The sequence below is a fragment of the Streptomyces sp. NPDC051677 genome, from assembly GCF_044453465.1.
GTDB lineage: Bacteria > Actinomycetota > Actinomycetes > Streptomycetales > Streptomycetaceae > Streptomyces.
In genome coordinates, this window is sequence record NZ_JBITCT010000012.1 from 99,060 (window position 1) to 125,191 (window position 26,132).

The 26,132-nt window shown below is 71.6% G+C and carries 23 protein-coding genes; 7 read left to right on the forward strand and 16 right to left on the reverse strand.

Annotated elements, in window-relative coordinates:
• Positions 1-113: 113 nt before the first annotated feature.
• Complete coding sequence (locus ACIBAF_RS16450; protein WP_399463899.1) at positions 114-1,244, forward strand: abortive phage infection protein; 1,131 nt, start codon at positions 114-116, stop codon at positions 1,242-1,244.
• 7 nt (positions 1,245-1,251) lie between these two features.
• On the opposite strand, the gene ACIBAF_RS16455 is transcribed toward ACIBAF_RS16450, so the two are convergent.
• The 8 genes from ACIBAF_RS16455 to ACIBAF_RS16490 all read right to left on the reverse strand — a co-directional run bounded on the left by ACIBAF_RS16455 (position 1,252) and on the right by ACIBAF_RS16490 (position 10,333).
• Entirely contained in the window at positions 1,252-1,590 is a 339-nt protein-coding gene (locus ACIBAF_RS16455) for a hypothetical protein (protein WP_399463900.1), read from the reverse strand.
• Positions 1,591-1,660: 70 nt separating this feature from the next.
• The gene (locus ACIBAF_RS16460; RefSeq protein WP_399463901.1) at positions 1,661-2,449 is read right to left on the reverse strand and encodes a polysaccharide deacetylase family protein; all 789 of its coding nucleotides are present in this window, start codon (positions 2,447-2,449) and stop codon (positions 1,661-1,663) included.
• A gap of 272 nt (positions 2,450-2,721) precedes the next feature.
• Positions 2,722-3,294: a hypothetical protein gene (locus ACIBAF_RS16465; protein WP_399463902.1), complete on the reverse strand. Its 573-nt coding sequence runs from the start codon at positions 3,292-3,294 to the stop codon at positions 2,722-2,724.
• A gap of 216 nt (positions 3,295-3,510) precedes the next feature.
• On the reverse strand, positions 3,511-5,250 hold the full coding sequence (locus ACIBAF_RS16470) for an RICIN domain-containing protein (protein WP_399463903.1): 1,740 nt from the start codon (positions 5,248-5,250) through the stop codon (positions 3,511-3,513).
• Positions 5,251-5,293: 43 nt separating this feature from the next.
• Positions 5,294-6,115, reverse strand: coding sequence for a carbohydrate ABC transporter permease (locus ACIBAF_RS16475; RefSeq protein ID WP_399463904.1), 822 nt, complete (start codon positions 6,113-6,115; stop codon positions 5,294-5,296).
• A complete protein-coding gene (locus ACIBAF_RS16480; protein WP_399463905.1) occupies positions 6,112-7,080 on the reverse strand; it encodes a carbohydrate ABC transporter permease in 969 nt (322 codons plus the stop codon). The genes ACIBAF_RS16475 and ACIBAF_RS16480 overlap by 4 nt, the downstream gene beginning before the upstream one ends.
• A gap of 9 nt (positions 7,081-7,089) precedes the next feature.
• Positions 7,090-8,334, reverse strand: a complete 1,245-nt coding sequence (locus ACIBAF_RS16485; protein WP_399463906.1) for an extracellular solute-binding protein — start codon at positions 8,332-8,334, stop codon at positions 7,090-7,092.
• 64 nt (positions 8,335-8,398) lie between these two features.
• Positions 8,399-10,333: a glycoside hydrolase family 127 protein gene (locus tag ACIBAF_RS16490; protein WP_399463907.1), complete on the reverse strand. Its 1,935-nt coding sequence runs from the start codon at positions 10,331-10,333 to the stop codon at positions 8,399-8,401.
• Between the two features lie 220 nt (positions 10,334-10,553).
• Between ACIBAF_RS16490 and ACIBAF_RS16495 the strand changes: the two genes are divergently transcribed.
• From ACIBAF_RS16495 to ligA, 4 genes are all read left to right on the forward strand, one after another.
• Positions 10,554-11,573, forward strand: a complete 1,020-nt coding sequence (locus ACIBAF_RS16495) for a LacI family DNA-binding transcriptional regulator (protein WP_399463908.1) — start codon at positions 10,554-10,556, stop codon at positions 11,571-11,573.
• A gap of 507 nt (positions 11,574-12,080) precedes the next feature.
• The gene (locus tag ACIBAF_RS16500; RefSeq protein ID WP_399463909.1) at positions 12,081-13,310 is read left to right on the forward strand and encodes a molybdopterin-dependent oxidoreductase; all 1,230 of its coding nucleotides are present in this window, start codon (positions 12,081-12,083) and stop codon (positions 13,308-13,310) included.
• Entirely contained in the window at positions 13,310-13,768 is a 459-nt protein-coding gene (locus ACIBAF_RS16505) for a hypothetical protein (protein WP_399463910.1), read from the forward strand. The genes ACIBAF_RS16500 and ACIBAF_RS16505 overlap by 1 nt, the downstream gene beginning before the upstream one ends.
• A 79-nt stretch (positions 13,769-13,847) precedes the next feature.
• Positions 13,848-15,959: an NAD-dependent DNA ligase LigA gene (ligA, locus tag ACIBAF_RS16510; RefSeq protein WP_399463911.1), complete on the forward strand. Its 2,112-nt coding sequence runs from the start codon at positions 13,848-13,850 to the stop codon at positions 15,957-15,959.
• 49 nt (positions 15,960-16,008) lie between these two features.
• Here the strand turns inward: ligA and ACIBAF_RS16515 are convergent, their stop codons facing one another.
• The 6 genes from ACIBAF_RS16515 to ACIBAF_RS16540 form a co-directional block, all read right to left on the reverse strand.
• Positions 16,009-16,557 (reverse strand): YciI family protein, encoded by a 549-nt coding sequence (locus tag ACIBAF_RS16515; protein ID WP_399463912.1) that lies wholly within the window; start codon positions 16,555-16,557, stop codon positions 16,009-16,011.
• 74 nt (positions 16,558-16,631) lie between these two features.
• Positions 16,632-17,294 (reverse strand): maleylpyruvate isomerase N-terminal domain-containing protein, encoded by a 663-nt coding sequence (locus ACIBAF_RS16520; RefSeq protein WP_399463913.1) that lies wholly within the window; start codon positions 17,292-17,294, stop codon positions 16,632-16,634.
• 126 nt (positions 17,295-17,420) lie between these two features.
• Positions 17,421-17,918 carry a peptidylprolyl isomerase gene (locus ACIBAF_RS16525; protein WP_399463914.1) on the reverse strand — a complete coding sequence of 166 codons (498 nt, stop codon included), beginning with the start codon at positions 17,916-17,918 and terminating at the stop codon, positions 17,421-17,423.
• 72 nt (positions 17,919-17,990) lie between these two features.
• Positions 17,991-19,469 (reverse strand): glutamate--cysteine ligase, encoded by a 1,479-nt coding sequence (locus tag ACIBAF_RS16530; protein ID WP_399463915.1) that lies wholly within the window; start codon positions 19,467-19,469, stop codon positions 17,991-17,993.
• A gap of 124 nt (positions 19,470-19,593) precedes the next feature.
• Positions 19,594-20,550 carry a hypothetical protein gene (locus ACIBAF_RS16535; RefSeq protein WP_399463916.1) on the reverse strand — a complete coding sequence of 319 codons (957 nt, stop codon included), beginning with the start codon at positions 20,548-20,550 and terminating at the stop codon, positions 19,594-19,596.
• 92 nt (positions 20,551-20,642) lie between these two features.
• The gene (locus ACIBAF_RS16540) at positions 20,643-21,992 is read right to left on the reverse strand and encodes a GH25 family lysozyme (protein WP_399463917.1); all 1,350 of its coding nucleotides are present in this window, start codon (positions 21,990-21,992) and stop codon (positions 20,643-20,645) included.
• A gap of 347 nt (positions 21,993-22,339) precedes the next feature.
• Between ACIBAF_RS16540 and ACIBAF_RS16545 the strand changes: the two genes are divergently transcribed.
• Positions 22,340-23,461: a helix-turn-helix domain-containing protein gene (locus ACIBAF_RS16545; protein ID WP_399463918.1), complete on the forward strand. Its 1,122-nt coding sequence runs from the start codon at positions 22,340-22,342 to the stop codon at positions 23,459-23,461.
• 20 nt (positions 23,462-23,481) lie between these two features.
• On the opposite strand, the gene ACIBAF_RS16550 is transcribed toward ACIBAF_RS16545, so the two are convergent.
• The gene (locus ACIBAF_RS16550; RefSeq protein WP_399463919.1) at positions 23,482-23,868 is read right to left on the reverse strand and encodes a peptidoglycan-binding protein; all 387 of its coding nucleotides are present in this window, start codon (positions 23,866-23,868) and stop codon (positions 23,482-23,484) included.
• 313 nt (positions 23,869-24,181) lie between these two features.
• Between ACIBAF_RS16550 and ACIBAF_RS16555 the strand changes: the two genes are divergently transcribed.
• Entirely contained in the window at positions 24,182-24,598 is a 417-nt protein-coding gene (locus ACIBAF_RS16555) for a hypothetical protein (RefSeq protein WP_399463920.1), read from the forward strand.
• Between the two features lie 81 nt (positions 24,599-24,679).
• On the opposite strand, the gene ACIBAF_RS16560 is transcribed toward ACIBAF_RS16555, so the two are convergent.
• Positions 24,680-26,071 (reverse strand): HEAT repeat domain-containing protein, encoded by a 1,392-nt coding sequence (locus ACIBAF_RS16560; protein ID WP_399463921.1) that lies wholly within the window; start codon positions 26,069-26,071, stop codon positions 24,680-24,682.
• Between the last annotated feature and the right edge of the window lie 61 nt (positions 26,072-26,132).

Consider the following 26,132-nt stretch of genomic DNA (forward strand, 5'->3'; position numbering starts at 1 on the left):
CGCGTCCCGGGCGCCGAAACGACCGGAGGCCCGCCCCGTTCACCCACCTTCGTCGCCGCGCTGCAGACCATCGGCCGACTGCGCCTCGCGCCCGGCTCCAGCACGGTAGGGGCATGGCGGAAACGAATCGGATCAGTCGGGCCGGGTTCCTGGCCGGGATGGCGGCGATCGGCGCCGCGGGCGCGCTCGGTCCTGCGGGACGGGCCCAGGCCACGGGACGGCGGCGCGGGCTCGGGCATCGGGGCGTCGTGTACACCGTGGGGGAGGGCGAGACCCCGGCCACGGGCTGGAACGCCAAGCGGATGCGGGCGGACATCCGGGCCATCCGTGAGGACCTGCACGCCGACACGGTCGACGTCACCGGCGACGGGGTGGAGCGCCTCGCGGCGACCGCGGCCGAGGCGGCCGAGCAGGACCTGCACGTGTGGCTGCAGCCCACCCTGGGCGACGTCCCGCAGCGGGACATCCTCGAACACCTCGCGGAGACGGGCCGCGTCGCGCAGCGGCTGCGCAGGCAGGGCGCGAGCGTCGACTTCAGCGTGGGCTGCGAGTTCTGGCTGTTCGTGCCCGGCATCCTGCCGGGGGAGACCGTGCTGGAGCGGGTGCGCAACCGCCTGAACGGCGCCTACGACCCCGTGGTGACCCAGCGCCGGCTCGACGCCTTCACGGCCCGCGCGGCCAGGACCGGCCGCTCGGTCTTCGACGGCCGGCTCAGCTATGCCGCCGCGCAGGACGACCAGGTCGACTGGTCGCTGTTCGACGTCGTCGGCATCGACTACTACTCCTTCTTCCCTCGACCCGCCGACTACGTGAAGGAGCTGCGCCGCTTTCTGCGCTGGGGCAAGCCCCTGGCCATCACCGAGTTCGGTACGTGCGCGTACGTGGGAGCGCCGGAGACGGGCGGCATGGGCTGGGACGTGGTCGACTACGACAAGGACCCCGAGGAGATCAAGGGCCACCTGGTCCGCAGCGAACGCACCCAGGCCGACTACGTCACCGCGCTCCTACGGGTCTTCGAGTCGATGGGACTGTACGCGGCGATGGCCTTCGAGTTCGTCACGCCGGACGCCCCGCACCGCGCGGACAACCCCCGCTTCGACATCGACATGGCGTCCTACGCCGTCACCAAGACCGTGCAGAAACGCCCCGGGCACCCGGAGGCGGGCTGGCACTGGGAACCCAAGCAGGCCTTCCACGCCCTGGCCCGCCACTACGCCGACCGCGCCCCGGGCACACCGCGTTGAGCGGCGCCTACAGCGTCTGCTCCCGCGCGCGTGCGCGGGTGCGGGCACGTGAAGCGGCGGTGACGGTGATCGCCGTCGCCGCCGCGGCCGGGACGGCGCTGACCCATGCGGCGCCTCGGTAGTCGTCCGCGGCGCCGGTCGTGGCGGCGGCGAGCAGCGGGCCCAGGAACGCGCCGACGTTCAACGCGACGGTGGCGAACGCCCCGCCCAGGGAGGGCGCGTGGGACGCGACCCGCATGACGCGGCCGACGAGAGCCGATCCGACGCCGAACGAGAGCCCGCCCCGGACGACCGCCAGCACGAACAGCGGGACGACACGAGGCACACGGAGCACGTGTCCGGTCACTGGAAGCAGGGTCGATCACCAACCGGTCGTCGACCGGTCAGCACAAGGCCCACAACCGAATTGCCTCGCCTTACCGGACCGGGAAGCCGAACGAATGCCCCTGCTGCTTGAGCCACGGCAGGACCTCGCGCAGGGCGGCGACGGTCTGGGAGCGGTCCCCGCCGGCGTCGTGGAAGAGGATGGTCGGGCCGTTGGAGACCTCGTTCTTGACGGTGGCGACGATCGCGGCGGCGCCGGGGTGCTCGAAGTCCTTGGTGTCGACGTTCCAGCCCAGCGGCCGCATCCCGTGGGACGCGGCGAGGGTGCGGCTGTAGGGGGTGAAGGCGCCGCCGGGGGCCCGGTAGTACAGGGGCCGCACGCCCCCCGAGGCTTGGGTGATCATGCGTTCGGCGTCCAGGATCTGCTGCGACTGGTAGGCCTCGGACTTGGTGTCCATGGTCGTGTCGTGCGACACGGTGTGGTCGCACAGCCGGTGCCCGGCCGCCACCACCGCCTTGACCAGGTCCGGGTGGGCCTGGGCCTGTGTGCCCACCATGCAGAAGGTCGCCTTCACCCCGTTCTCTTCCAGCACCTTCAGGACCTGCGGGGTCCAGACCGGGTCCGGCCCGTCGTCGATGGTGATGTTGACGCCATGGGCCCCGGCGTCCGACGCGTGGGCGATGTCCACGGCCACCGCGGCCGGCGCCCGGTCGGCGGCGGCAGACGCGGAGGGGGGCGCCGATACGCCTGCTTCCGCCCGCGGATCGTCGGCCTGGCCGGCCTGCGCCGTCCATACCGAGGTGGCGGCTGCCACCGCCGTCACCCCGACCGCCGCCGCGAGTACCCGGCCGTACCATCCCCGCCCGCCATGCCGCGCCATGTCTGCCCTGTCCTCGTCGAGTCGCTGGAACCACCTGCAGCTGTCAGGACGGGGAAAGAGCGGGAAGGGATCCGTCTGTTACCGATCACGGACAATTTCGCGGAGGTTCCGGGACGCAGGAGCCCGCGCACGCCACGGTGTCCCGGCCGCAACGTGGTTCGCGGTGACCACGGCCGGCGCCGGGGCCAGGCCCACGGACGCGCGGCGCCCCGGCGCCGGCCCGATGGGACCGGGCGCCGGGGCGCCGCGCACAGGTGCAGTGCCTGTGGATGTCACCAGCTGTGTGCGACGTCCAGCACGAGGTGGTCGGTCAGGCGCAGCACCCGGAAGGGCAGACGGGCGCGCACGCCGAGCCCGAACTGCGTCACGCCCTCGAAGCTCCCGGCGTACCGGGTGTCCCGGAAGGTGCGGTAGCCGGTGAGATTCACGCCCGGCAGCGGTTGCGCGACCCGTCCGGGGTAGGTGGGGGTGCCGGTCTCGGGGTCGTAGGCGGGCGCGTTCACCCGGACGTCCAGGATGGCGCCGCCGCCGACGGGGATGGGGCGGCCGGAGCCGTCCTGTTCGAGCACGTCGACGTACCCCACCGAGTAGCCGAGTTCGCCGCTGCCCGCGCCCGGGACGTCGATGACGAACCGGTCGTAGCAGTCGTGGGCGCCGGTCCTGACGTTCGTCACCGGGGTCGCCGTGCTGGTGACGAACGTCTTGTCCAGGCTCCCCCAGCCGGTGGGGCAGGCGGCAGCGGCCCGGGTCGCGGCGGCCGGCGTGGCTTCGGCCGGGACCGCGGCCACACCGAGCGTGGCGGTCAGGAGGGCGGCGGTGGCCCAAATGGTTCTGCTTCGCACCATGATCTCCCCCAAGGATTTGTGTGGCGGACATCAACTGAGACAACCGGATCGACCCATGGGTTGCACTGTCTTAGCGTCTCAATGTATGGCGTGAAACGGCCGACCGGGAGCGGAGCCCGTGGCCTGAAACCTGCGGTCCTTTTTCGGCGGCTCATGCCTGTGCCCCCGGCCGCCGACATCGGCCAGGGACACAGGGGCTCGTGGGTCAGTGCGAGGTCAGCGTGCGGTCAGTTTCCAGAGGTGGTCCGCCGTGCCGTTGTCGGTCCACTGCAGGACCTGCGCGCCGGACGAGGTGCTCATGCCGTTCACGCCGAGCAGGAGCCCGCTGTTGTAGTTGGCGATCTTGTAGAACCCGTCGCGGGCCGGAACGAGCTGCCAGAGGTGGTCGGCGGTGCCGTTGTCACCCCAGATCAGGGCCGTACCGCCGTCAGCCGTGCTCATCTGGTTGATGCCCAGCAGCAGACCGCTCTTCTGGTTGACGATCTTGTAGAGGTCAGAGCCGGCCGCGACCAGCGTCCAGTTCTGGTCCGTGCCCGTGGTGGACGTGGCCTGGACGACCGAGGTCCCCTGAGCCGTGCCCGCGTTGAGGGTGTCGAGGGCGAGGCCGCTGTTCTTGTTGGTGATCTGGTAGCGCCCGGCCAGCGTGGTGTTGGCGCCGCTGGGGGTGACGACCAGGTGGTAGCCGTCGGAGGCGTTCATCGCCACCGGCACCGTGATGGAGCCGTTCGAGACCGTGTAGTCGGCGTCGGAGATGGTGATCGGGCCGGGGGAAGCCACCTTCCGGTCGGTGGTGGGGGAGTACTCCAGCTTCACGTGGACCGTGGAGCCGAAGGCCGACAGGGACGACAGGCCGTTGACGGTCACCGCGCAGGAGCCGCTGCAACCGCCCGCGACGACGCTGATCTGGTTGCCGGAGCCGTTGAGGGAGGCGAGACCGTCGATGCCGGTCTGGGCGGGAGGCGTGGTGGTCAGCATGTTCCCGGACATGTCGCCGTACCACTTGTACGTCCAGTACGAGCTGTTGGGCGAGCCGCCGGTGTCGGTGAGGGTGTCGCCGAGGGTGCCGTAGTGGTTCCAGAAGGCGAGCTCGGCGTCCCGGATACCCGTCCGCTCGAACTTGGCGGCGTAACCGATGAGAGCGCCTGAATTACCCATCTCCGAGGGCGTGCCGTACTCCTCGATGTCGATCGGGCGCGGGCTGATGCCCAGGCTCGACTCCAGGGAGCGGTAGGCGGAGACGTGCGCGGCGATGTCCTTGCTGCCCTGGAGCTCGTGCCAGGCGATGACGTCCGGGACGGTGCCCGAGGCCTTCGCGTCGGTGAGGAAGGAGCTCATCCAGGACTGGTTCCAGGCCGAGTAGCTCGGGCCCTGGATCGGGGTGGTGGCGTCCTTGGAACGGACCTCCTTGAAGGTGCGCGCCCACCCCGCGTTGAAGGCGCCCGCGTTGGTGGTGTCCCAGGTCCAGTCGGGCTCGTTCCAGAGCGCGTAGGCGCTGATGTTGGTCGCGCCGGAGGCCTTCACGGAGGCGACCTGCTTGTCGACCGCAGACAGCCAGTCGCTCCAGCTCACCCACTTGTAGGGGAAGTTCGGATACCAGTCCGGCATTCGTACGACCACCTTGGCACCCGCGCGGGCCGCCTTCGGCGCCACCACGAGCGCGTCACCGGCCGGAGCGGGCTCGCCGTTGGGCAGCTGAGAGCCGCCCGGGGCCATCTGTATGAAGGTGTTCGGCTTCAGCGCGGTGACCAGGCTGTCGGCGGGCGTGCTGTTGTCGGCGAGGCCGTAGAGGCTGCCGGTGCCGACGTGGGTGACCGAGCGCAGGGTCTGGTTGGCGTTGACGACGAGGGTGGTGGAGGAGGTGGGCGCCGCCTCGGCCGGGGCTCCGGCGGCGAGGGCGGCTGTGGCGGCCAGGGCGACGGCGCCCAGGACGGCGGTCGACGATCTTGTGCGGCTCATGACAGGGAGTTCTCCTCAAAGGGAGGGGATGGGAGGGGTCTTCTCAGTCCTTCACCGCGCCCGCGGTGACACCCGCGGCCACGTAACGCTGGGCGAGGACCAGCAGGACCGCTGCGGGGATCGACGCGACGACGGCGGTGGCCATGATCGCGTTCCACTCCTGGTTGTTGTTGCCGATGTACTTGTAGATGCCGAGGGTGATCGGCCTCAGATCGCCGCCGCCGTCCAGGGTGTTGGCGAAGACGAAGTCGGACCAGGCCCACAGGAAGGAGAAGAGCGAGACGGTGACGACGGCGTTGCGGCTCACCGGCAGGACGACCGACCAGAACGTGCGGAAGGCGCCCGCGCCGTCGATCCGGGAGGCGGCGATCAGCTCGCCGGGGATGCCCGACATGAACGCCGTGAAGATCATGACGCCGAAGGGCACGGCGATGGTGGAGTCCGCGACGATCAGTCCCCACCAGGAGTTCAGCAGACCGAGGTCGAGGAAGATGCCGTAGAAGCCCATCGCCATGACGATGCCCGGGATCATCTGCGCGACCAGCAGGAACAGCCCGAGGGCGCCGCCGCCGCGCGGGCGGAGCTTCGCCAGCGAGTAGCCGGCCGGCGCGGCGAGCAGCAGGGTGAGGGCGACCGTTCCGAGGCCGATGAGGAGGCTGGTGCCCAGATAGGGCAACTGGTCGTCCAGGACGGCCCGGTAGCCCTCGAAGGTCGGATGCAGCGGGAACAGGTCGGGCGGGGACTTGCGCATGTCCTGCTGCGGGGTGAGGGACACGTTCAGCATCCAGTACACCGGGAACAGCATCAGCGCCGTGAGGACCAGCCCGATCACGGTGTGACGGCGGGAGCCGGTACGGGACTTCACGCTTCCTGCCTCCTTTGGACGCGGATGTACAGGAGCCCGAAGACGAGCGCGATGAGGATGAGGATGTTGCCGACCGCCGCGCCGGGGCCGAACTTCGGCAGCAACGTGCCGAAGCCGAGCTGGTACGACCAGGTCGCCAGCGTCGAGGAGGAGTCCCCCGGCCCGCCCTTGGTCATGATCCAGATCAGGTCGAACACCTTGAGGGTGTAGACGAGACCGAGCAGCAGGGTGATCGCCGACACCGGCCGCAGCAGCGGGAAGGTGATCCGGCGGAACTGCTGCCAGGCGCTCGCCCCGTCCAGGGACGCGGCCTCGTACAGCTCCGCGGGGATGTTCTGCAGACCGCTGTAGAGGATCACCAGGTTGAACGGGATGCCGATCCAGATGTTGGCGACGATCACCGAGGTGAGCGCCCAGTCGGGCGAGGTGAGCCAGCCGACCGGGTCCGCGCCGAAGAGATGCAGGAAGTAGTTCACCACGCCCGACTCGCTGTTGAACATCCACGACCAGGTGGACGCCGAGACGATGAGGGGCAGCAGCCAGGGGATCAGGAACAGCGCCCGCAGGGTCGGGGCCAGCCGGAAGTGCCGGTTGAAGAAGACCGCGAGAGCGAGCCCGATGACGTACTGGAAGGCGATCGACACGAACGTGAAGACCATGGTGTGGCGCAGCGCCGGGCCGAACGTGGGGTCGTCGAGGACCCGCTGGAAGTTGTCCCAGCCGGTGAACGGGGCGTCGCCGGCGACGAAGGAGCGGACCGTGTAGTCGCGCAGGCTCAGGTCGAGGTTGCGGTACAGCGGATAGAGGTAGAAGGCGGCGAGATAGGCGATCAGCGGGGCGACGAAGGCGAACGCGGCCAGGCGGCCTCGCCACCGCTGCCGACGGGGCAGCGGCAGCGAGCCGGAACCGGTCGCCTTCACCACCGCCGACGGCCGCCGCGGGCGGTCGACACGGGCGATGGTCATGACCGGCGCCTAGCCCTTCTGCGCGCCCGACTGGGCCGTGTCGAGAGCGTCCTTGGGGCTCTTGCTCCCCGACAGCGCGGCCTGCACGGCGGTCCACATCTGCTGCGAGATGGTCGGGTACTTGGTGCCCAGACCGCCGCTGGTGCGCCCGCGCGCCGCGGCCACCGCGTCCACCCACGGCTTGAGCTTCGGGTTCTGCTTGACCTGCTCGGCCTGGACGGCGGCGGTGGGCGCCACATACGTCAGCGTCGTGTCGCTGGCCAGCAGGTTGGCGTCGCTGGTCAGACAGGTGACGATCTTCTTCGTGACGTCATAGCGCGCGGTGTCCTTCTGGACGGGCACGGTGACGAACTCACCGCCCGTCGGCACCGGCGCCGAACCGCCGCTCTGCGCCGGGACGTTGACGATGCCGTAGTCGAAGCCGGCCTTGTCGGCGTTGCCGAGCTGCCAGGTGCCGTTCTCGCCGAACGCGTAGTCGCCGGTGGCGAACTCCTGCCAGCTGGTGGTCTGGGTGTTCTGCAGGACGTCCTTGGGGGCCAGCCCGTCGTCCACCCACCCCTTCCACAGCGACAGCGCGGCCACGCCCTTCGCCGAGTCGAGCTTCGTCAGGTCGCCGCCCGCCCCCCAGAACCAGGGCAGGAACTGGAAGCTGCCCTCCTCCGTGCCGATCGCGGAGAAGGTGATGCCCTTCTTCCCGGCCGCCTTGACCTTCTTCAGGGCCGCCGTGAGGGAGCTCCAGTCCTTGACGGAGGCCGGGTCGACGCCGGCCGCGGTCAGCACCTTCTTGTTGTAGTAGAGAGCGAGGGTGTTGGCGCCGATCGGGATGCCGTAGGCGGCGTCGTCGATGGTGCCCGCGCCGATGATGTTCTGCTGGATCGACTTGGTGTCGAGGCCCAGGTCGCTCGTCTTGTTGAGGATGCCCGCCTCGACCAGCGTGGAGACGACCGGGTTGTCCACCAGCATCGCATCGGGAGCGTTGCCCTGCTGGGCGGCGAGCAGCGCCTTGTTGCCGAGGTCGGTGGTGTCGTACGCGGTTCGCTTGACGGTGACGCCCGCCTTCGTCCCGCACTCGCCGACGCGCTTGCCCCACGGCGAGGACGCGTCGAACTGCGGGTACGGGTCCCAGAAGGTGTAGGTCCCGCCGGCTGCGTCGGACGATCCCGAGCCGTCGGAGCCGCTCGAGCAGGCAGTGAGGGAGGCGAGGGTGCCGACGGCGGCGAGCGCGGCGAGGAGGGTGCGGCGGGTCGATATCACGGGGTGACCTCGTTGTCGTAGAGAAGTGGCGCAGAAGCAGGGGGAGTTCAGGAGCAGGAGGAGCTCAGGAGAGGGGCAGCCAGACGCGCATGCTGCCGTCCTCGCGGTTGGCCCACGCGTAGTAGGGGACGGCGGTCAGCTCGACGGGATCGCCGGCGGCGGGCCCGGCGGCCTGCGCGGTGTCCGTGGGGGTGTACGGCCACCAGTCCCGCTCGGGCACGGTGCGCCGGTGGCCGGCCGCCACGACCGTGGTGACACCGCCGAGCAGGTCCGGGCGGTGCTTCACAGCGAGCGGCCGGGTCGGGTCGAGGACGAGGTCGTCCAGGCCGCCGCCCGGATGGTCGGCCTGCTCCAGGCAGTACACGAGCGGCCCCCGCTCGATCGCGACACAGCCGCGTACCGCGTCCACCCGCGGATCGGCCGAGGTCAGCCGGGGTTCGAGCCCCAGCTCCAGGACCACTTCGTCGCCGGGCGCCCAGGTGCGCTCCAGATGCAGCCAGCCGTCCGACACCGCAGTGTCGTACGTCTGCTCCCCGCAGCGCACCCGGAAGTCGCGGCACCACTGCGGCACGCGCAGGGACAGCGTCCAGGGACGGTCGGCGGGGGTCTCCTCGACGGTGAGGCGGACGGCGCCGTGCCAGGGGTACTCGGTCTCGGCGCGTACGGCGACGCCCTCGGCGGTGTAGCGCCCGGCGACGTACTGGTGGATCTGCAGGCCCGTGTCGTCGGTGCTGGCCAGGTAGTGCTCCAGGCTCGCCAGCAGCCGCATCACGTTGGGCGGGCAGCAGGCGCAGCGGAACCAGCGGGTGCGGCGGGCCGACTGGTCGCCGCCGGTGTCGGTGTGGCCGTCGCGGACCTGGAGCGGATTGACGTACAGCCAGCGCTCGCCGTCCAGGGAGACACCGGCCAGGAAGCCGTTGTAGAGGGTGCGTTCGACCAGGTCGGAGTAGCGGGCCTCACCCGTGAGCAGGGCCATCCGCCAGCTCCACTGGACCGAGGCGATGGCGGCGCAGGTCTCGCAGTAGGCGCGCTCGTTGGGCAGCTCGTACGGGTCGCCGAAGTCCTCCTCGTCGTGATGCGCGCCGAGCCCGCCGGTGAGGTGGGTCTTGGTGGCGGTCATCGCCCGCCACAACCGCTCGCCCGCCGCCCGCAGTTCGGCGTCCCCGGTCTCCGTCGCCAGGTCGGCCGCCCCCGCCAGCAGATACAACTGCCGTACGGCGTGCCCCTCGACGTTCGTCGACTCACGCAGCGGAACCCGGTCCTGGCAGTAGGCCTCGCCGCCCAGCAGGCCGTGGCCGTACCGGTCGACGAAGTAGCCGGCCAGCTCCAGGTAGCGGCGCTCCCCGGTCTCCCGGTACAGCTCCACCAGGGCGGTCTCCACCTCGGGGTGACCGTCGACGCCGTCGATGGGTTTGCCGCTGCCGGGCGGGCCGAACACGGAGTCGACCTGGTCGGCGAACCGGATCGCCACGTCGAGGAGTTCGCGGCGTCCGGTGGCGCGATGGTGGGCGACGGCGGCCTGGATGAGATGGCCCGCGCAGTACAACTCGTGGCCCCAGCGCAGGTCCTGATAGCGCTGCCCGTCCTTGACCAGCTGGAACCAGGTGTTGAGATAGCCGTCGGGCTGCTGGGCGGCGGCCACCAGGTCGACGATCCGGGCGACCTCGGCGGCCAGTTCGGCGGCGACGTCGTCGTCCGGGGCCTGGGCGAGCTGCCAGGAGGCCGCCTCCAGCCACTTGTAGACGTCCGTGTCCACGAAGGGGTATGCGCCCTGGAACTCGCCCTCGGCCGCACCGGCCGCGAGCCGCAGGTTGTGCAGGTTCCCCGCGGACTCCAGCAGACCCGGCCCCTGGGGGAGGGAGACGTGCGCGTTGGTGGTACGGCGGTGGTGCCAGAAACCCGTGTCGATGCCGACGGCGGCGGGGCGCAGCACGGCATGCGCTTCGGGGCCGAGGCGGACCGGTCCCGGGGCGGGCGGGGTGGAGCGGGTGCGGGGCATGACTCTCCGGGGGTGAGGGCGACGAGGGTGAGCGACGAGCTCGTCGGGGCCTGTTTTGCGCAACCGTTTTCTCGTCGTGAAAGTAGAGGGCAGCGGACCTATCCGGTCAAGAGTCGCCGCAAGAGTTTTTTGGTTTTTCCCCTGGGCTGGCGCACGGCTCCGTCGCCTGCCACCATGTCGGGCGTCCCTATCATCGAGGCATCGAGGAAAAGGCTTGCCCGTGACCTCTGCTCCAGGCTCTCTCCCCGACGGCCGGGCCCGGCTGACCGATGTCGCCGCCCTCGCCGGCGTCAGCGTCGGCACGGCCTCGAAGGCGTTGAACGGCGGCGGACGGATGCGTCCCGAGACGCGTCAACGAGTGCTGGACGCGGTCGCGGAGCTGGGATTCAGGCCCAATCAGCACGCGCAGAGCCTGCACAGCGGCCGCAGCTGGACGGTCGGCCTGATGACGACCGACGGGATAGGCCGGTTCAGCACACCCGTGCTGCTCGGCGCCGAGGACGCGCTCGGCGCCGGGAAGATCTCCGTCCTGCTGTGCGACACCCGCGGCGACGCCATCCGCGAGCAGCACCATCTGCGCAACCTCATGGACCGCCGGGTGGACGGCATCATCGTCACCGGCCGCCGCACCGACCCACGCCCTCCCCTGCCCGGCGTCGATTCCGTCCCCGTCGTCTACGCGCTGTCCCCGTCCACCGACCCGTCCGACACCTCCGTCGTCACCGACGACCGAGGCGGCGCGCGACTGGCGATCGAGCACCTGGTGGCCACCGGACGCACCCGGATCGCCCACGTCACCGGCCCGGAACACCACGCCGCCGCCCGCGAACGAGCCCAGTACGCGGTCGGGCAACTGGCGAGCGCCTCCCTCGAACCGTCGACCGGACGGATCCACTTCGGCGAGTGGAGCGAGGCCTGGGGCCGGCGCGCCGCCGACGCCGTACTGCGCACCGCCCCCGACACCGACGCGTTCTTCTGCGGCAACGACCAGATCGCACGGGGCGTGGCGGACGCGCTGCGCGAGCGCGGAGTGTCGGTCCCGGGCGACATCGCCGTCGTCGGCTACGACAACTGGGACACCATGGCCCTGGCCAGCCGCCCGCCCCTCACCACCATCGACACCAACCTCGCCGAGATCGGTCGGATCGCGGCCCTGGAACTGCTCCGGGCGATCGACACCGAGCCACGGCCCGGCGTGCACACCGTCCCGTGCCGGCTGGTGGTGCGCGAGTCGAGCTGACCGCAGCCGGGCGCTCCCCGTCACCGGCCTGGCAGCGAGTTGACTCCGCAGGGTGTGCTGGGCGTGCTGGGTGTGGCGGCCGGTCGGCACGGCCGGTGTCACGGGCAGGGCGGCGGCCCCGGCCGCGCACGGGTCGCGGCGGAGGCCGGCAAGGCGCCGCGGCCGGAGCGCGGGGCACGCGGCTCGGCGGAGCGTGGGGCGGCATTCACACGGGCGTGCCAAGGGCTGTCCCGTCATCCCTGGCCAGCGTGCGGCGTCAGATGCGGTGCATCGCAAGGCGGAGGGACGTCCGCACACCGGATGTATGCGGACGTTCCGACGACGCGGCGGTGGGGGTCCCTCCCGCGCGAGCGAAGCCGAGCGTGGGGGAGCCGTAGCTGTCGTCGCGCGCCCGCCAGGGATTACGGGACAGCCGTTAGGCCGAGTGGCGGGTCGCGGGCCGGGCGTCAGCGTTTCGGCATGGGGCGTGCACGCTCTGCCCCGGGTGTCCCGGCCTACGGTCGGGGCATGCGAGACGACCCACGGCTCCCGACCTCTCCCCGTTTCTGGCGCAGCCCCGTGCGCGGCCCCCGGTTCACCTCGGTGCTCGGCCTGGTCCTGCTCGTCGGCATCACCGTGCTGTTCGTGACGGGGCTGGTCTCGTACGCCGCCTACAACCCGGACCTCGCGCCGGTGAACGACCAGACCCCGGAGAAGGGGCTCCTCGGCTTCTATCTGTTCGCCTGGCCGACGAACCCCCACTGGCTGTACCGGCTGAACCAGGGTGTGCACGTCACCCTCGGCATCACCCTGATCCCCGTCCTGCTGGCCAAGCTGTGGTCGGTGGCGCCGAAGCTGTTCGCGCTGCCGCCGGCCCGCTCGCTCGCCCACGCCCTGGAGCGGATCTCCCTGCTGTTGCTGGTCGGCGGCGGGCTGTTCGAGTTCACGACCGGCGTCCTCAACATCCAGCTCGACTACGTCTTCCCCGGCTCCTTCTACCCCCTGCACTTCTACGGCGCGTGGGTGTTCTTCGCCGCGTTCGTCGCCCACGCCGTCCTGAAGACGCCCAAGGCGCTGCGCAACCTGCGGCGCCCGCGCGAGGAGCGGGACGACCTGGTGTCCCCGCGCCCCGGCGAGCCGACCGTCTCCCGGCGCGGCGCGTTGTGGTTCGTCGGGGGCGGCTCGCTGCTGCTGTTCCTGACGACGGTGGGGCAGAACGTCGACGCCCTGCGCCGCACGGCCCTCCTCGCCCCGCACGGCGGAGCCGAACCCGGCGGCGGCCCGAACGGCTTCCAGATCAACAAGACCGCCGCTTACGCCGTCATCGACCCGGCCGAGACGAGCGCGGACGCCTGGCGGCTCGTGGTCACCGGACGCACGGGCGCCGTCCGACTCAGCCGCGCCCAGCTCGCCGAACTGCCGCTGCACAGCTCGGCGTTGCCCATCGCCTGCGTCGAGGGCTGGTCGACGTCCGACCAGTGGTGGCGCGGCGTGCGGCTGCGCGACCTCGCCGCGCTCGTCGGGTACGAGGACGACCCGCCGGACCTGTTCGTGGAGTCCCTCCAGCGACACGGCGCCTTCCGGCACGCCGCCCTGCGCGCCAACCAGGTCGCGGACCCGCGGTCCCTGCTCGCCCTGTACGTCAACGGCGAGGAGCTCTCACCCGACCACGGCCACCCGGCGCGGGTGATCGTGCCCGCCGCGCCCGGGGTGCTGAACACCAAGTGGGTGGCCCGGATGACATTCGGAGACCTGTGATGCGACGCCCGATCCCGTGGGGCAGCCCCTTCCAACTGCTGCTGCTCGCCTGTTCGTTCGCGCTCGCCGCCTATGCGGGCGTGCGCCTCCTCGCGGACGACTGGTTCGGTGTCGCGCTGTGGATCGTGGGCGCGGCGCTGCTGCACGACCTCGTCCTGGTACCGCTGTACGCGGCGGCCGACCGGGCGCTCGCGCGGGGGCTCGGCGCGGCCGGCCACCGGGAGCGGACCATGTACCTCCGTGTCCCGGCGGCCCTCTCGGCCTTGCTGCTGCTCGTGTGGTTCCCGCTGATCGGCGGCAGGGTGGACCAGCGCTACCGAACGGCCACCGGACTGTCGCCGGACGTGTTCCTCACCCGCTGGCTGCTGATCACCGCCGTGCTCTTCGGCGGCTCGGCCCTGCTGCTGGCGCTGCGGCTGCGCAGGGCGACGAAGCGGCGACCGCCCGCCGCCCACTGACTCCTGCGCCGGGCCGACCCACGCGTCGCAGCCGTCGAGGGTCCGGGCGTTGTCAGTGGTGGCAGGCAGGATGTGACGTATGACAACACGCGATGCAGTGATCGTGGATGCCGTCGCCTATGCGCAGGCGGTCGAGGATGCGGTGCAGGCGTCGGCCGCCTACTACGGGGCCGGCACGTCGGTGCTGGACGACGACGCCTATGACCGTCTGGTGCGCGCCATCGCGGCATTTGAGGCCGAGCACCCCGAGCAGGTGCTGGCGGGTTCCCCGACCGGGAAGGTGGCCGGCGGAGCGGTGCAGGGCGATGTTCCGCACACCGTGGCGATGCTGAGCCTCGACAACGTGTTCTCGCCCGAGGAGTTCACCGCGTGGACCGCGTCGCTCGCCCGGCGTCTCGGCCACGACGTGACCCGGTTCAGCGTCGAGCCGAAGCTGGACGGGCTGGCGATAGCGGCCCGCTACACCCGCGGCCGTCTGACGCGGCTGATCACGCGGGGCGACGGGACGGCCGGGGAGGACGTCTCGCACGCCATCGGCGCCATCGAGGGCCTGCCGGGCGAACTGGCGGAGCCGGTCACCGTGGAGGTGCGCGGCGAAGTCCTCATGACGACCGCCCAGTTCGAGCACGCAGGCGAGGTCCGCGCCGCGCACGGCGGTGCGCCGTTCGCGAACCCGCGCAACGCGGCGGCAGGCACCCTGCGGGCCAGGGAGCGCGCCTACACGGTGCCGATGACGTTCTTCGCCTACGGCCTGCTGCCCCTCGCCGACACCGATCCGGCGCAGGCCGAGGAGTTGGGGGAGTGCGCGCACAGCGACCTCATGCAGCGTGCCGTCGCGTACGGGGTGAACACCACCGCGAGCACCGCGGTGCCCGGCAGCACCGCCGACTCCGTGGAGGCCGTCCTGGACCGCGTGGCCGAGATCGCCGCACTGCGCCCCGCTCTGCCGTTCGGGATCGACGGGGTCGTCGTCAAGGCCGACCTGGCCGCGGACCAGCGAACCGCCGGATCGGGTTCGCGGGCCCCACGCTGGGCGATCGCCTTCAAACTCCGGGCTGTGGAGAAGATCACCCGGCTGCTGGCGGTGGAGTGGAACGTGGGCCGCACCGGCATCATCGCGCCCCGGGCCGTCCTGGAGCCGGTGGAGATCGACGGCTCCACCATCACCTACGCCACCCTGCACAACCCGGCCGACACCACCCGCCGCGACCTGCGCCTCGGCGACCCGGTCATGGTCCACCGGGCCGGGGACGTCATCCCCCGCGTCGAAGCCCCCGTCGCCCACCTGCGCACCGGCGAGGAACAGCCCATCGTCTTCCCCGAGGCCTGCCCGCGGTGCGGATCGGCCATCGACACCAGTGAGCAGCGCTGGCGCTGCACCAACGGCCGCAACTGCCACCTCGTCGCCGCCCTCTCCTACGCCGCCGGACGCGACCAGCTCGACATCGAAGGCCTCGGCCACACCCGGGTCGTCCAACTGGTCGACGCGGGCCTCGTCACGGACCTCGCCGACCTGTTCGCCCTCACCCGCGACCAGTTGCTGGGGCTGGAGCGGATGGGGGAGACCAGCACCGACAACCTTCTCGCCGCCCTTGCCACGGCCAAGGCGCAGCCGCTGTCGAGAGTGCTGTGCGCGCTCGGCGTGCGCGGCACCGGGCGTTCCATGTCCCGTCGCATCGCCCGGTACTTCGCCACCATGGACGACCTCCGCGCCGCCGACGCCGAGACGATCCAGCAGGTCGAGGGCATCGGCGCCGAGAAGGCCCCGTCCATCGTCGCCGAACTCGCCGAACTGGGCCCGCTCATCGACAAACTCGTCGCGGCAGGCGTGAACATGACGGAGCCCGGAGCGACCCCGCCCGCCCGGACGACCGGTGACACCGCCGACGGCGGGGAGGCCGCGGAGCTCACGGAGGGCACGGATGCGACGGGCGGGCCGTTGGCCGGCATGGCGGTGGTGGTCACCGGCGCGATGACCGGGGTCCTGGAGAAACTCAGCCGCAACCAGATGAACGAGCTCGTCGAACGTGCGGGCGGCCGGTCCTCCTCCAGCGTCTCCAAGAAGACTGCCCTGGTCGTCGCCGGAGAAGGCGCCGGCTCCAAACGAGCCAAGGCCGAGACCCTCGGCATCCGCCTCGCCACCCCCGACGAGTTCGCAGCGCTCGTCGCCGACTACCTCGATGCCGGATGAGACGGCCGGCCGCCGCTGACCCGGCTGAGATCGGCGCGGACTTCTTCCGTCACCGTCGCCCGCCGAACTCCCAGTGGTGGACCTCGATGTCGGCATAACGGTCCGGGGTCAGGACGGCGCGTGCCGAGTCCGGGTCCGCGGCCCGGAGCAGCACCGCCGTCCCCAGCCAGCCGACGCCGTCGTCGGACAGCAGCGGCCCGTACGCGATCAGGTCGTCCCGGTCGGACGGTACGGCGAGGTCGGCGGCCTCTCCCGAGCCGAGGCCGAGCACCAGGAACCGGTCGCCACCGGTTCGGCCACCGGGGAAGTCCCACATGGTGCGCCCCAGCAGATTGCGCCACCGGCGCACCAGCACGTCCCGGTAGGCGCCTGCCTGGTAGTTGGGCTCGTCGAAGGCGAACGCGCGGGCGGCGGCGGGATCCGGCAGGTCGACGATGTGCACGCTGCCCGTGGCGGTGTCGCCGTCGTCGGTGAAGGTCGGGCCGCGAGCGATCAACTCCGCCGTGAACCGGTCCATGTAGGACCAGTGCTCTTCCACCAGCTCGTCGCGCAATGCGCCGGAGCCGGGCCGGTCGCGGTGGTAACAGAAGAACTCCATGCCCACAGACCCTCTTCGACGCGGGGCCGCCGATCAACCGACTTTCCGGCAGCGGTGACCGCTTTCGGCGCAGATCAACCGAGGACGAGGGGGAGCTTCGCGGCCAGCTGACTCAGCTCACCCAGCTCGGTCTGTTCCGCCTCGTCCGGGACACGCCGACCGGTGCCGATCAGCAAGGCGTCCGTGTCGGAGAAAGACGGGGGAAACGCGGTGCCGGCGATTTTCTCCAGCAGCTCGCGGGACCGGGCGAGCCCCTCGGCGGGCGGTTCCACCGCGTTCGGGAGGTGCGCGATCAGGTCGAGGTGGTGCAGCGTCCATTCCAGGACGTACGCCAAGAGGTAGTCGCCCGTGGTCAGCACCACGTCCCGGGTGCCGACCCGCACCGACGGATCCGCGAGCTCGGCGGCCCGACCGGCGGCGGAACCGACGTCGTCCAGATGGAACTTGAGCAGCCACGGCTCTTCGTAAGCGGCGGCCAGCCGGACGGTCAGCGCGTCGAGCGGATCGTCACCGGTCGGGGCTTCGACGAGGTTCCAGTAGGTCACCGCGTCCCGGGTCGGTTCCGTTTCGGCGGGCGTGACGAGGGTGATCAGGACGTCCTGGGCGTCGACGATCAGGTGGCACACCAAGTCCCGCACCAGCCAGCCGGCGCAGCCGGACGGCCGTGCGAAATCCTCGTCCGGAAGTTCGGCGACCGCCGTACGCAACGCGGCCCAGGAACGCGAGAAGAGATCCACGCCCGCAAGCTAACAGCGCGCCGCCCCCCACGGCGACCGCTTTCGCCCCCGTGCACCGGGAGCGCAGGCGCCTCGCAGCCGGCCGGGGCGGGCCCCCGGCCGGCAGGTGGGCGGTTCAGGGCGAGGTCAGAGCTGACCGGACGCCGAGATGGTGATCTTCGCCGACGTCGCGCCGTTGCGCGAGCCGAGCGCCTCGATCTTCTTGACGAGGGCCATGCTCTCGTCGTCGGCGACCTCGCCGAACACCACGTGCTTGCCGTCCAGCCATTCGGTCACGACCGTGGTGATGAAGAACTGCGAGCCGTTGGAGTTCGGGCCGGCGTTGGCCATGGACAGCAGCCCCGGCCGGTCGTGCTTGAGGGAGAAGTTCTCGTCGGCGAACTTCTCGCCGTAGATGCTCTTGCCGCCGGTGCCGTTGCCGCGGGTGAAGTCGCCGCCCTGGAGCATGAAGGCGGGGATGACCCGGTGGAAGGAAGAACCGGCGTAGCCGAAGCCCTTCTCGCCGGTGGCCAGCGCACGGAAGTTCTCCGCCGTCTTGGGGACGACGTCGTCGTACAGGTTGAAGTTGATGCGCCCAGCGGGCTTGTCGTCGATGGTGATGTCGAAGTAGACCTTGCTCGTCATACCCCTATCCTGCACGGTCCCGGGAGTGCCGCCACACAGCGGGTCCCGTCTCGCCCCCCGGACGGGGGTCCCTCAGTCGACCGGCCAGGTGTGCGCGGGGGCGTTGAGGTGCATGTAGTCGATGTAGAGCTGCGTCATCCGCCGCAGCGCCTCGTGGCGACCGGCGTGAGCGGAAGCGGTGACGCGGTGGAACGTCTCCTTCTGCCAGACGGCCCCGTTGCGGCCCGTGACACAGCGCTGCTCGATGATGCCGAGCAACGGCTCCCGCCAGGCCGCGTCCATGCCGGAGAGCTCCAGCCCCCGGTGCGCCAGCGGCAGCAGACGCCGCAGGACGAGCTCGGGCACCGGCGCCTCACCCATCCCGGGCCAGTACAGCCGGGCCTCGATCCCGTGCCGCGCGGCGGTGTGCAGATTGTCCTCGGCGGCCTGGAAGGACATCCGTGACCACACCGGCCGCTCCTCCTCCACCAGAGCGCGGGTGAGGCCGTAGTAGAACGCGCCGTTGGCGAGGGTGTCGGCGACCGTCGGACCGGCCGGCAGACAACGGTTCTCCACGCGCACGTGCGGCTGGTCGTGGGCGACGGCGTAGACCGGACGGTTCCAGCGGTAGATCGTGCCGTTGTGCAGCGTCAGCTCCGCCAGTTCGGGGACGTCTCCCCGCGCCAGCGTCTCCCGCGGGTCCTGTTCGTCGCACAGCGGCAGCAGCGCCGGGAAGTACCGCAGGTTCTCCTCGAACAGGTCGAAGACGCTGGTGATCCACCGCTCTCCGAACCACACCCGGGGCCGTACTCCCTGCACCTTGATCTCCTGCGGGCGGGTGTCGGTGGCCTGCTCGAACAGCGGGATCCGGGTCTCGTGCCACAACTCCCTCTCGAACAGGAAAGGCGAGTTGGCCGCGAGCGCCACCTGGATCCCGGCGATCGCCTGCGCCGCGTTCCAGTAGGCGGCGAACTCGTCGGGGGAGACCTGAAGATGGAACTGGGTGCTGGTGCAGGCGGCCTCCGGGGTGATGGTGTCCGCGTAGGTCCGCAGCCGGTCGACGCCGTCCAACTCGATGTGCAGATCCTCACCCCGCGCCGCGAACACCTGGTCGTTGAGCAGCCGGTAGCGGGCGTTCTCCGACAGCGCCCCCTCGCCGACGTCCTCCTGCCGCAGGGTGGGCAGGATGCCGACCATGATCAGATGGGTGCCGACCGACCTGGCGCGCTGCTCGGCGTGGTTGAGCGCGGCGCGGATCTCGGACTCCCAGGCGTCGGGGCCGCCCTGCGTCAGGCGGCGGGGCGGAACGTTGATCTCGAGGTTGAAGCGGCCCAGCTCGGTGGACCACGCGGGGTCCGCGATCGCGTCGAGGACGTCGCTGTTGCGCATCGCCGGCTCGGCCTCGTCGTCGACCAGGTTCAGCTCGATCTCCAGACCGACCTGGGGCCGCTCGGACTCGAACCGCGACTCGCGCAGCATCTGCGCGAACACCTCGAGGCACTCCTGCATCTTGATCCGGTACCGGCGGCGGTCCTCGCGGGTGAAGACCAGCGCCGGGACGTCACGTCCCATCGGCCCTCCCGGCTCGTCCCTTGTCGGACGCCCTCCTGCCTCCAGCGTCGCACCACCGGACGCCCCTGACCAGGCGGCACGTCCCCCGGGGTGCGACCCGCCCGGCCGGCGCAATGTCCGCAGGTCACCGGGGGCATGTCAGCGGGGGGCCCGGCCGGGGGGCGCCGGACAGGCGTGCCACCTCCCGTGCGGCGTCCCGGGCCGTCTGCCCGGCCCGGGACACGGCGTCGACGGTCGCTTGAAGCCGTTTCTCGGCCTCGCTCCGTTCCTGGTCGGCCCGCTGGAGCTCCTGGCGGGCCTGGCGCAGCCGCTGCTCGGCGGCGGACTCCTGCTGAACGACCCGGTCGTGCCGCTCACGGGCCCGTTGCAGCACCGCTTCGGCGTCCGCCTGCTCGGCGTGCAGCTCACGGAGCCGCTGGTCAGCCGCCTCGGCCGCCCGCCGGGCCGGAGCGAGCTGCTCCTGCCGCTGGCGGCGCCGCTCGGCGAGTTCGTCCTTCGCCCGCGATCGCGCGGAGGGCGTCGCAGCCGCCGCCCGGCTCGGCGCGCGCGCCGGTCCTGCTGCCTCGGCGTGGCCCGAGGGAAAGTCCGCCGGCGGGGTGAGGGTGCTCTCCAGGCGGCCGCCGGCCCACCGGTCTGCCGCGTCCTGATCGGCGAGGACGGCGCGCAGGGTGGCTTCCACGTCCTGCCGGGCGGTGCCCGACAGGACGTGCCCGGCGTCCCGAGCCAACTCGGCCGCCTGCCGGGACAACGCGGCGACGACCGTCCGGCGCTGCTCGGACAGCTCCCTGATCCCGTCGGCGTCCAGGGCACGGTACGCCTCGCGCAGCGCCCGCCCCAGCTCCAGGAACCGTTGACTCTCCTGCGGCTGCGAGCGCAGCAGCAGGTTGGCCGCCCAGGCGGCGAGCGTGGGGCGGCGGGCGGCACGGATCCGACGGACGTCCTCCCCGCGGCCGGCCGCCTTCGCCTCGGCTGCCAGCTGCTCACGTCGGGAGACGAAGTCGGACGGCGGCGTGGCGTAGAGCTCGTCGAGAACCGTCTCCACGTCGTGCCCCTCACCGGGCCGCCCGCTCTTGCGTGCCATGATCGTCAGCTTCCCCCCGGCAGGACCGGCGCGCACCTCGGGCCGCTCCGCCGCCGTGCCCGGGGGGCTTCACCGGTCAACGGCTCAGCGGCTCACCGGTTGGCCAGGCGGTCGAGGTCGGCCTGGGTGCCGTTGAAGACGTCCGCGGTGGCCGGGGCCGCGATGCCGTCGAAGAGCGCGGCATCGGTGTACTGCCACATGAGCCAGGTGCTGGAGCCGTTCGGCAGCGGCGGCTCGGTGATCGACCGACGGTAGTCCGCGAGCTGGAGGGGGTACGCGGCGAAGGCGGTGGTCGAGCCCAGGCAGTCGTCGAGGAAGGACTTCTGGGTGTAGATGACGGGCTTCCGGCCGAACGCCGCTTCCACCGTGTCGAGCCAGGCCTTGGCGTCGGAGACCGAGGCATAGGCGGGACAGCCCTCACTGCCGTCGTCCGCGCGCTCCAGGTCGAAGACCGGCGGCAGGTCGCCGGGACGCTGCCCGGTGTAGCCGACCGCGCGTACCGCGGCGATGAACCGGTCGGCCTGGGCGGTTCCGGTGTCGGGGGAGGAGGCCGTGTAGAAGTGGTAGGGCGCGACGGCGAGTCCCGCCGCCCTGGCGCCGTCCAGGTCGGCGGCGAGGTATTCGTCGGTCACGTTGAGGCCCCGGGTGGCCTTGACGGTGGTGAACTCGACGCCGGAGGCCCGCACCGCGGCCCAGTCGATGGGCGCCCCGTTCGGATGCTGGTACTTGGCGGTGTCCAGACCGTCGATCGGGTAGCCGGCCGGGCGGGGCGGCGTGCAGTACAGGTTCCGGCTCGACCAGTCGGCAAGTCTGGCCCAGGTGTTCGGCCCGACGACCCCGTCGGCGCTCAGGCCGGCGCACCGCTGGAAATCGACGACCCGGTTCTCGGTTCCGCCGCCGAAGTCGCCGTCGATGGACAGCGGGGGGTAGTAACCCGGCTCCATCGCCAGGTTCAGACGACACTGCACCTCCTTGACCTCGACGCCTTTCGCGCCCCGGCGTAGCGTGGGTCGGGTGTCCGTGTGCCCGCACACGGACACCTGCGCGACGCCCGGCGTCCCTGCGGGCGCGCATGAACGCGGGTGCGCTGACCAGGTGTTCAGCGCGGCCCAGGTGAGGGGGCCGATCTCACCGTCGGCGGTCAGCCCCGCACACCGCTGAAACGTCTGGACCCGTTCCGCGGTGCCGGGCCCGAAACTCCCGTCCACCGCTATCGGCGAGTAACTGCCGTGCTTGGTGGCCAGGTTGAGCTCGCACTGCGCTTCGAGCGTCGCCAGACCGGTGGATCCCTGTCGCAGTAGCGGCTGTTCGGCGGTGTGGCCGCAGACGGCGATCGCGGCCGTGGCGTCGCTCTCCGCCGCGTCGGCCGCCGCCGACCCGAACCCGAGCATGATCAAGGCACTCGCGAAGGCCAGACCTCGGCGAAGCGTCCTCGGTCGCATCCGTTCCTCCTGAAGAAATTGGTCGACGGGCCGGACGGCTGCCGTCGGCATGCGGCGCCCGCCCCTGGAGCGCTCGCGTCACTGCACCCGCGCAGCCCCGGGGCGGCCGACGGAAAGGCGCCGGCCGGGCCGGCCGTGAACCCCAGGGCCTGCCCGGCCGATCATGCCGCAGACGCGGGGTGCGGCACGCGCCCCCGGAGATGGCTGCTGAAATTGCTCTGAACCTGCCAAGCTGCCTGCAGCACATCGAGATGCCGGGACGCTGACCTGTTCCGGCCCAAGCCTGCACCGAGCCGCTGGAACGCCGTGGGGACGGCGACCGGCGGGCCGCGGAACAGGGGGGAATCATGAGTGAATACGCAGAACTCGAGCGGTTCGCCACGCGGTTGCGCATGCTGAAGGAGCGAGCCGGGCACAGCTACGAGGCACTCGCGCTGAAGTCCGGCATCAGCCGCTCGAGCCTGCACCGCTACTGCGCGGGCCTGTCCCTTCCGCAGGACTACGGGGCGGCCCACAGGGTCGCCACGGCCTGCGGGGCGACGGCCGCGGAACTGCGTGAACTGCACCGTCTGTGGGCCCTGGCCGACGTGGAGCGGGCGCCGCGAAGCGTGCCGGAGCCGCCGCAGAACACGCGGGAAACGAGCGCGGAAACCGGGCCGGACGACACGACGACGGCCCTTGAGGCTGCTGCCCCGGAGCCTCCTCCGGCAGAGGCGCCGCACCGGGCTGCCGCGCCGACGCAGCCGGAACCCCCGGCCGCAGGCGGGGGAAGACGGCTGCTGAAGGACCGTCGGCTCGTCGTGGTCGCAGCCGTCGCGGCCGTCCTGCTCGTCGCCGCGGCGTACGGAGCGTCCTTCGGCACCTGGCCCCTGGGCAGCGCCGAACCCGACGAGCAGCGGCTGCTGTTCTCGGCCTCCTGCCAACCCGTGGTCGGCATGGGCCAGCACGACGCGTGCGTACGCGAGGTGCAACGGCTGCTGCGGTGGCGCGGGGCCGACATCGACGTGGACAGCGACTTCGGGCCGCAGACGCTGCGCCGTGTGACGGCGTTCCAGGTGCTCGCCGGCCTCCCCGCGAACGGTGTCGTCGGGGCCGACACGAAGAAGGCGCTCTACGAGTCCAAGGTGCGCCTGAACGTCTGGTCGCCGGAGAAGATCCGCGAGCGTGTCCGTGAGGTGTTCAACGAGGTGCCCAACGACGCCCTCGCCATAGCCGACTGCCAGTCCTTCCTGGACCCGCTGTACGTTCTGCCGAACACCAACGGCACCAGGAACTGGGGGCTGTTCCAGATCTCCGACGGACGTCTGCGGGAGCTGGGGGGCACACCGCGCAAGGCGCTGGACCCCGAGTGGAACATCCAGGCCGCGCTGCGCCTGTGGAGCCGCAAACACGACTTCCATGACTGGGCCCACTGCGAGCGGGCCCTGCATCCGACCTCGAGTGCGTCGGCCTCCGCCGCGGCGCGCTGACCTCCGCGACGTCACGTCTGTCACGTGGAGAGTTCCGAGGGGAACGTGTGCAGTGCCTCCCAGGTCGCCGCGTCGACGACCCCGCCCCCGGCCAGCTCGTGCTCGGCCTGGAACCTCTTCACCGTCGCGATGAAGGCGGGACCGTAGACGCCGTCGTAGGGGGCAAGGACGTAGCCGTGGAGTCCGAGCAGGCAGTGCAGGTGCCGCAGCGCCGGATCGGAGGTCCCCGGTCGCAGGACGGGGTGGCCCCCCGACCACGGGCATGCGGCGGGTTCGGTGAACGCCGCGGCGGGGGCTGTGGCCGCCTGGGGCGCGGCGCCGGTCGGAGGCGCCCCGGCCAGGCCGACGGCGGCGACCAGCAGCGCCGTGGCGAGGCCTGAGGCCATGCGGTGAGCTCGTGCGGTCATCGTGGTCCCTCTCTGGAATCGGCTTCTGTGGAGCGCGAGTTGACGCTGGCAGGGCGCACCGGCCACCGGCAAGGAATCGGATGCCGGCGGGACGCTGGGACGGCGTCAGCCGCTCGGCCTGCGGCTTCGTCCGGCTGCTGGGACGAGCGTGGGACGGGCTCACCAAGGCGTGCTTGGGACTGCCGACCGGTCGGCCCGTTCGGCGGGTGCAGGTTTCGGCCAACCTGATCGTCGCTGAGTACGCGTACTCAGCAGCGGGAGCGATCAACCCGGCAGACTCGGGGGGCCCATGACGGATCACCGAGGAGCGAACGTGAGTCGAACGAGCAGAACGCTGACCGTGACAGCGCTGGCCGCCTGTGCGTTGGCGGGCGTCGGGGCGGGGCCCGCCGCCGCAGCCGACGGCCCCCTGCTGCCCCACCCCGGCCCGGACGGCCTGGTGTGGGTGGAGGAACGGATGGGCGACGGCGGCGTCGCGTCGGGTGGTGCCTGGGACGGCCTGCCGACCGTCCTCACGGTGGCGTGCGAGGGCGACGGCAGCGTGCGTGTCACCATGCAGTCGCAGGAGGCGGAGGTTGCCGACTTCTCGGTCGACTGCCCGGCGGGGAGCGCCGGAGTGGGCTCGGCGACCATGCCCGCCGGCGTGGTCCGACCGGGCTCCTTCACCATCGGCGTGGACGCTTCGTCGGAGTCCGTCCGATGGGCGCTGACGGTGACTCAGCCGGAGTGACGAGCGGGCGCGCGGGTGACCCCGGTCGCGCTGGGGTCACCCCGCTCGCCTCGATCACGCTGGAGGTCCTTGGCCTCTGCGTCAGATCGGCAGTGCGCCGGCCGGGTGGCCGTGTTCCCGGCCGCATGCGGTGAGAGCGAGTACGCCGTGCCCGGCGACTGCCGTCCCGGGGCCGAGGGAGCCGGGATCGACCGACAGCCGGGCGGCGACGTCGACGGCGTAACAGGTGTCGGGGATGCCGAGTTCCTCTTTCACCTGGCGGTATCTGGCGCCGAGCGCTTCGACGTCCGAAGGGTCCACCCCGTCGAAGAGGTCGTCGGGGAAGGAGCCTCTCTGATGCGGCAGCAGGTACCCGGCTTCGGCGGGGTGTCCCGGTTGCCGGTCTCCTTCTTCGTCGCCGACTTCTTCGGCGCTGAACGCATCGTAGAAGCGCAGCACTTCACCGCCCTCGGCGATGCACCAGGCGGTCCAGCCGTCCCCGCAGCTCATCCCGTACCACTGGGCCGCCCCGAACCGGTCGCTGAGTTCGGCACACCGCTCGCGCACCACACCCGCCATGACCTCGTCGCGACAGGCATCGTCGGCCTCCTCGATGCGGTGGGCGTCCTGGGAGGGCTGGCCGAAGACCAGGGTCCAGCCGTCCAGCACCGGGCTGACGAACGCCCGGGCACAGGCTTCGTGTCCGTGGGCCCGGCGCCAGTTGTGGCGGTCGTGGTTCCAGGCGGCCGCGCCGGTGCGCAGGGTGACCGGCTGGGCGTCGCCCAGATCGAAGGCGTCCCACACCGCCTGTGGATCGGCGCACGGCACCGCATACCAGGATCCGCACACGTGCATGCCCTCGGGCGCCTCCGCGTGCTGCTTGATCCGCGTCAACCGGCGCAGTGCGTCCAGGTCTTCGCAGTCCAGGGCGTCCGGCCCGCCGATGGCGGCGAGTGCTTCCAACGCCCCCGCCCGCAGCCACGGCCCGCGCGCGGGCGCCCGGCGTATCCGCCGCAGGGTGGCGACCGCGTCGGCGCCCAGGGCCGTGAACACAGCCAGGGCGCGCCGCCGGACCTCCTCCACAGGGTCGCCCAGGGACGGCAACAGCCGCTCGGTGAACGGCAACGCTGCCTCCGCCCGGGTCTGAAAGGCGGAGAGCGCGCTCACCCGGACGCGGGGGTGCGGATGCTCCAGCAAGGGCAGGAAGACCGTCATGTCCTCGACCTGAAGGGACCCCAGTGCCCAACCGGCCCTGCGCTCCACTTCGGGCGAAGCCGCCGAGGCGACGGCGTCGACGAGCGGGACGAGCGCGGGCTCGCCGATGCGGCTCAACATCTCCCCGGGGGAATCCCAGTTGACGGGCGACTGCTCGTCGCAGAGCACCTCCAGCAGCGGGAACACCACCTCGGCGCCTCGCTCCACGAGGGCGTCGCGGGCCGCCCGGGTGTCTTCCCAGCCACCGGTGAGCGCTTCGACCAGCTGTTCTCTGTCCACGACGCCACCGTAGCCGGGACCACTGACAGCGCCGTCGCGCCAGCGGAGCCGACTCGGCGCG

Bases quoted from the DNA above. Each gene is read 5' to 3' on its own strand.
- ACIBAF_RS16450 (WP_399463899.1), top strand. From the start codon at position 114: ATGGCGGAAACGAATCGGATCAGTCGGGCCGGGTTCCTGGCCGGGATG.
- ACIBAF_RS16460 (WP_399463901.1), bottom strand. From the start codon at position 2,449: ATGGCGCGGCATGGCGGGCGGGGATGGTACGGCCGGGTACTCGCGGCG.
- ACIBAF_RS16465 (WP_399463902.1), bottom strand. From the start codon at position 3,294: ATGGTGCGAAGCAGAACCATTTGGGCCACCGCCGCCCTCCTGACCGCC.
- ACIBAF_RS16470 (WP_399463903.1), bottom strand. From the start codon at position 5,250: ATGAGCCGCACAAGATCGTCGACCGCCGTCCTGGGCGCCGTCGCCCTG.
- ACIBAF_RS16480 (WP_399463905.1), bottom strand. From the start codon at position 7,080: ATGACCATCGCCCGTGTCGACCGCCCGCGGCGGCCGTCGGCGGTGGTG.
- ACIBAF_RS16490 (WP_399463907.1), bottom strand. From the start codon at position 10,333: ATGCCCCGCACCCGCTCCACCCCGCCCGCCCCGGGACCGGTCCGCCTC.
- ACIBAF_RS16500 (WP_399463909.1), top strand. From the start codon at position 12,081: ATGCGAGACGACCCACGGCTCCCGACCTCTCCCCGTTTCTGGCGCAGC.
- ACIBAF_RS16505 (WP_399463910.1), top strand. From the start codon at position 13,310: ATGCGACGCCCGATCCCGTGGGGCAGCCCCTTCCAACTGCTGCTGCTC.
- ligA (WP_399463911.1), top strand. From the start codon at position 13,848: ATGACAACACGCGATGCAGTGATCGTGGATGCCGTCGCCTATGCGCAG.
- ACIBAF_RS16515 (WP_399463912.1), bottom strand. From the start codon at position 16,557: ATGGAGTTCTTCTGTTACCACCGCGACCGGCCCGGCTCCGGCGCATTG.
- ACIBAF_RS16525 (WP_399463914.1), bottom strand. From the start codon at position 17,918: ATGACGAGCAAGGTCTACTTCGACATCACCATCGACGACAAGCCCGCT.
- ACIBAF_RS16530 (WP_399463915.1), bottom strand. From the start codon at position 19,469: ATGGGACGTGACGTCCCGGCGCTGGTCTTCACCCGCGAGGACCGCCGC.
- ACIBAF_RS16535 (WP_399463916.1), bottom strand. From the start codon at position 20,550: ATGGCACGCAAGAGCGGGCGGCCCGGTGAGGGGCACGACGTGGAGACG.
- ACIBAF_RS16540 (WP_399463917.1), bottom strand. From the start codon at position 21,992: ATGCGACCGAGGACGCTTCGCCGAGGTCTGGCCTTCGCGAGTGCCTTG.
- ACIBAF_RS16545 (WP_399463918.1), top strand. From the start codon at position 22,340: ATGAGTGAATACGCAGAACTCGAGCGGTTCGCCACGCGGTTGCGCATG.
- ACIBAF_RS16550 (WP_399463919.1), bottom strand. From the start codon at position 23,868: ATGACCGCACGAGCTCACCGCATGGCCTCAGGCCTCGCCACGGCGCTG.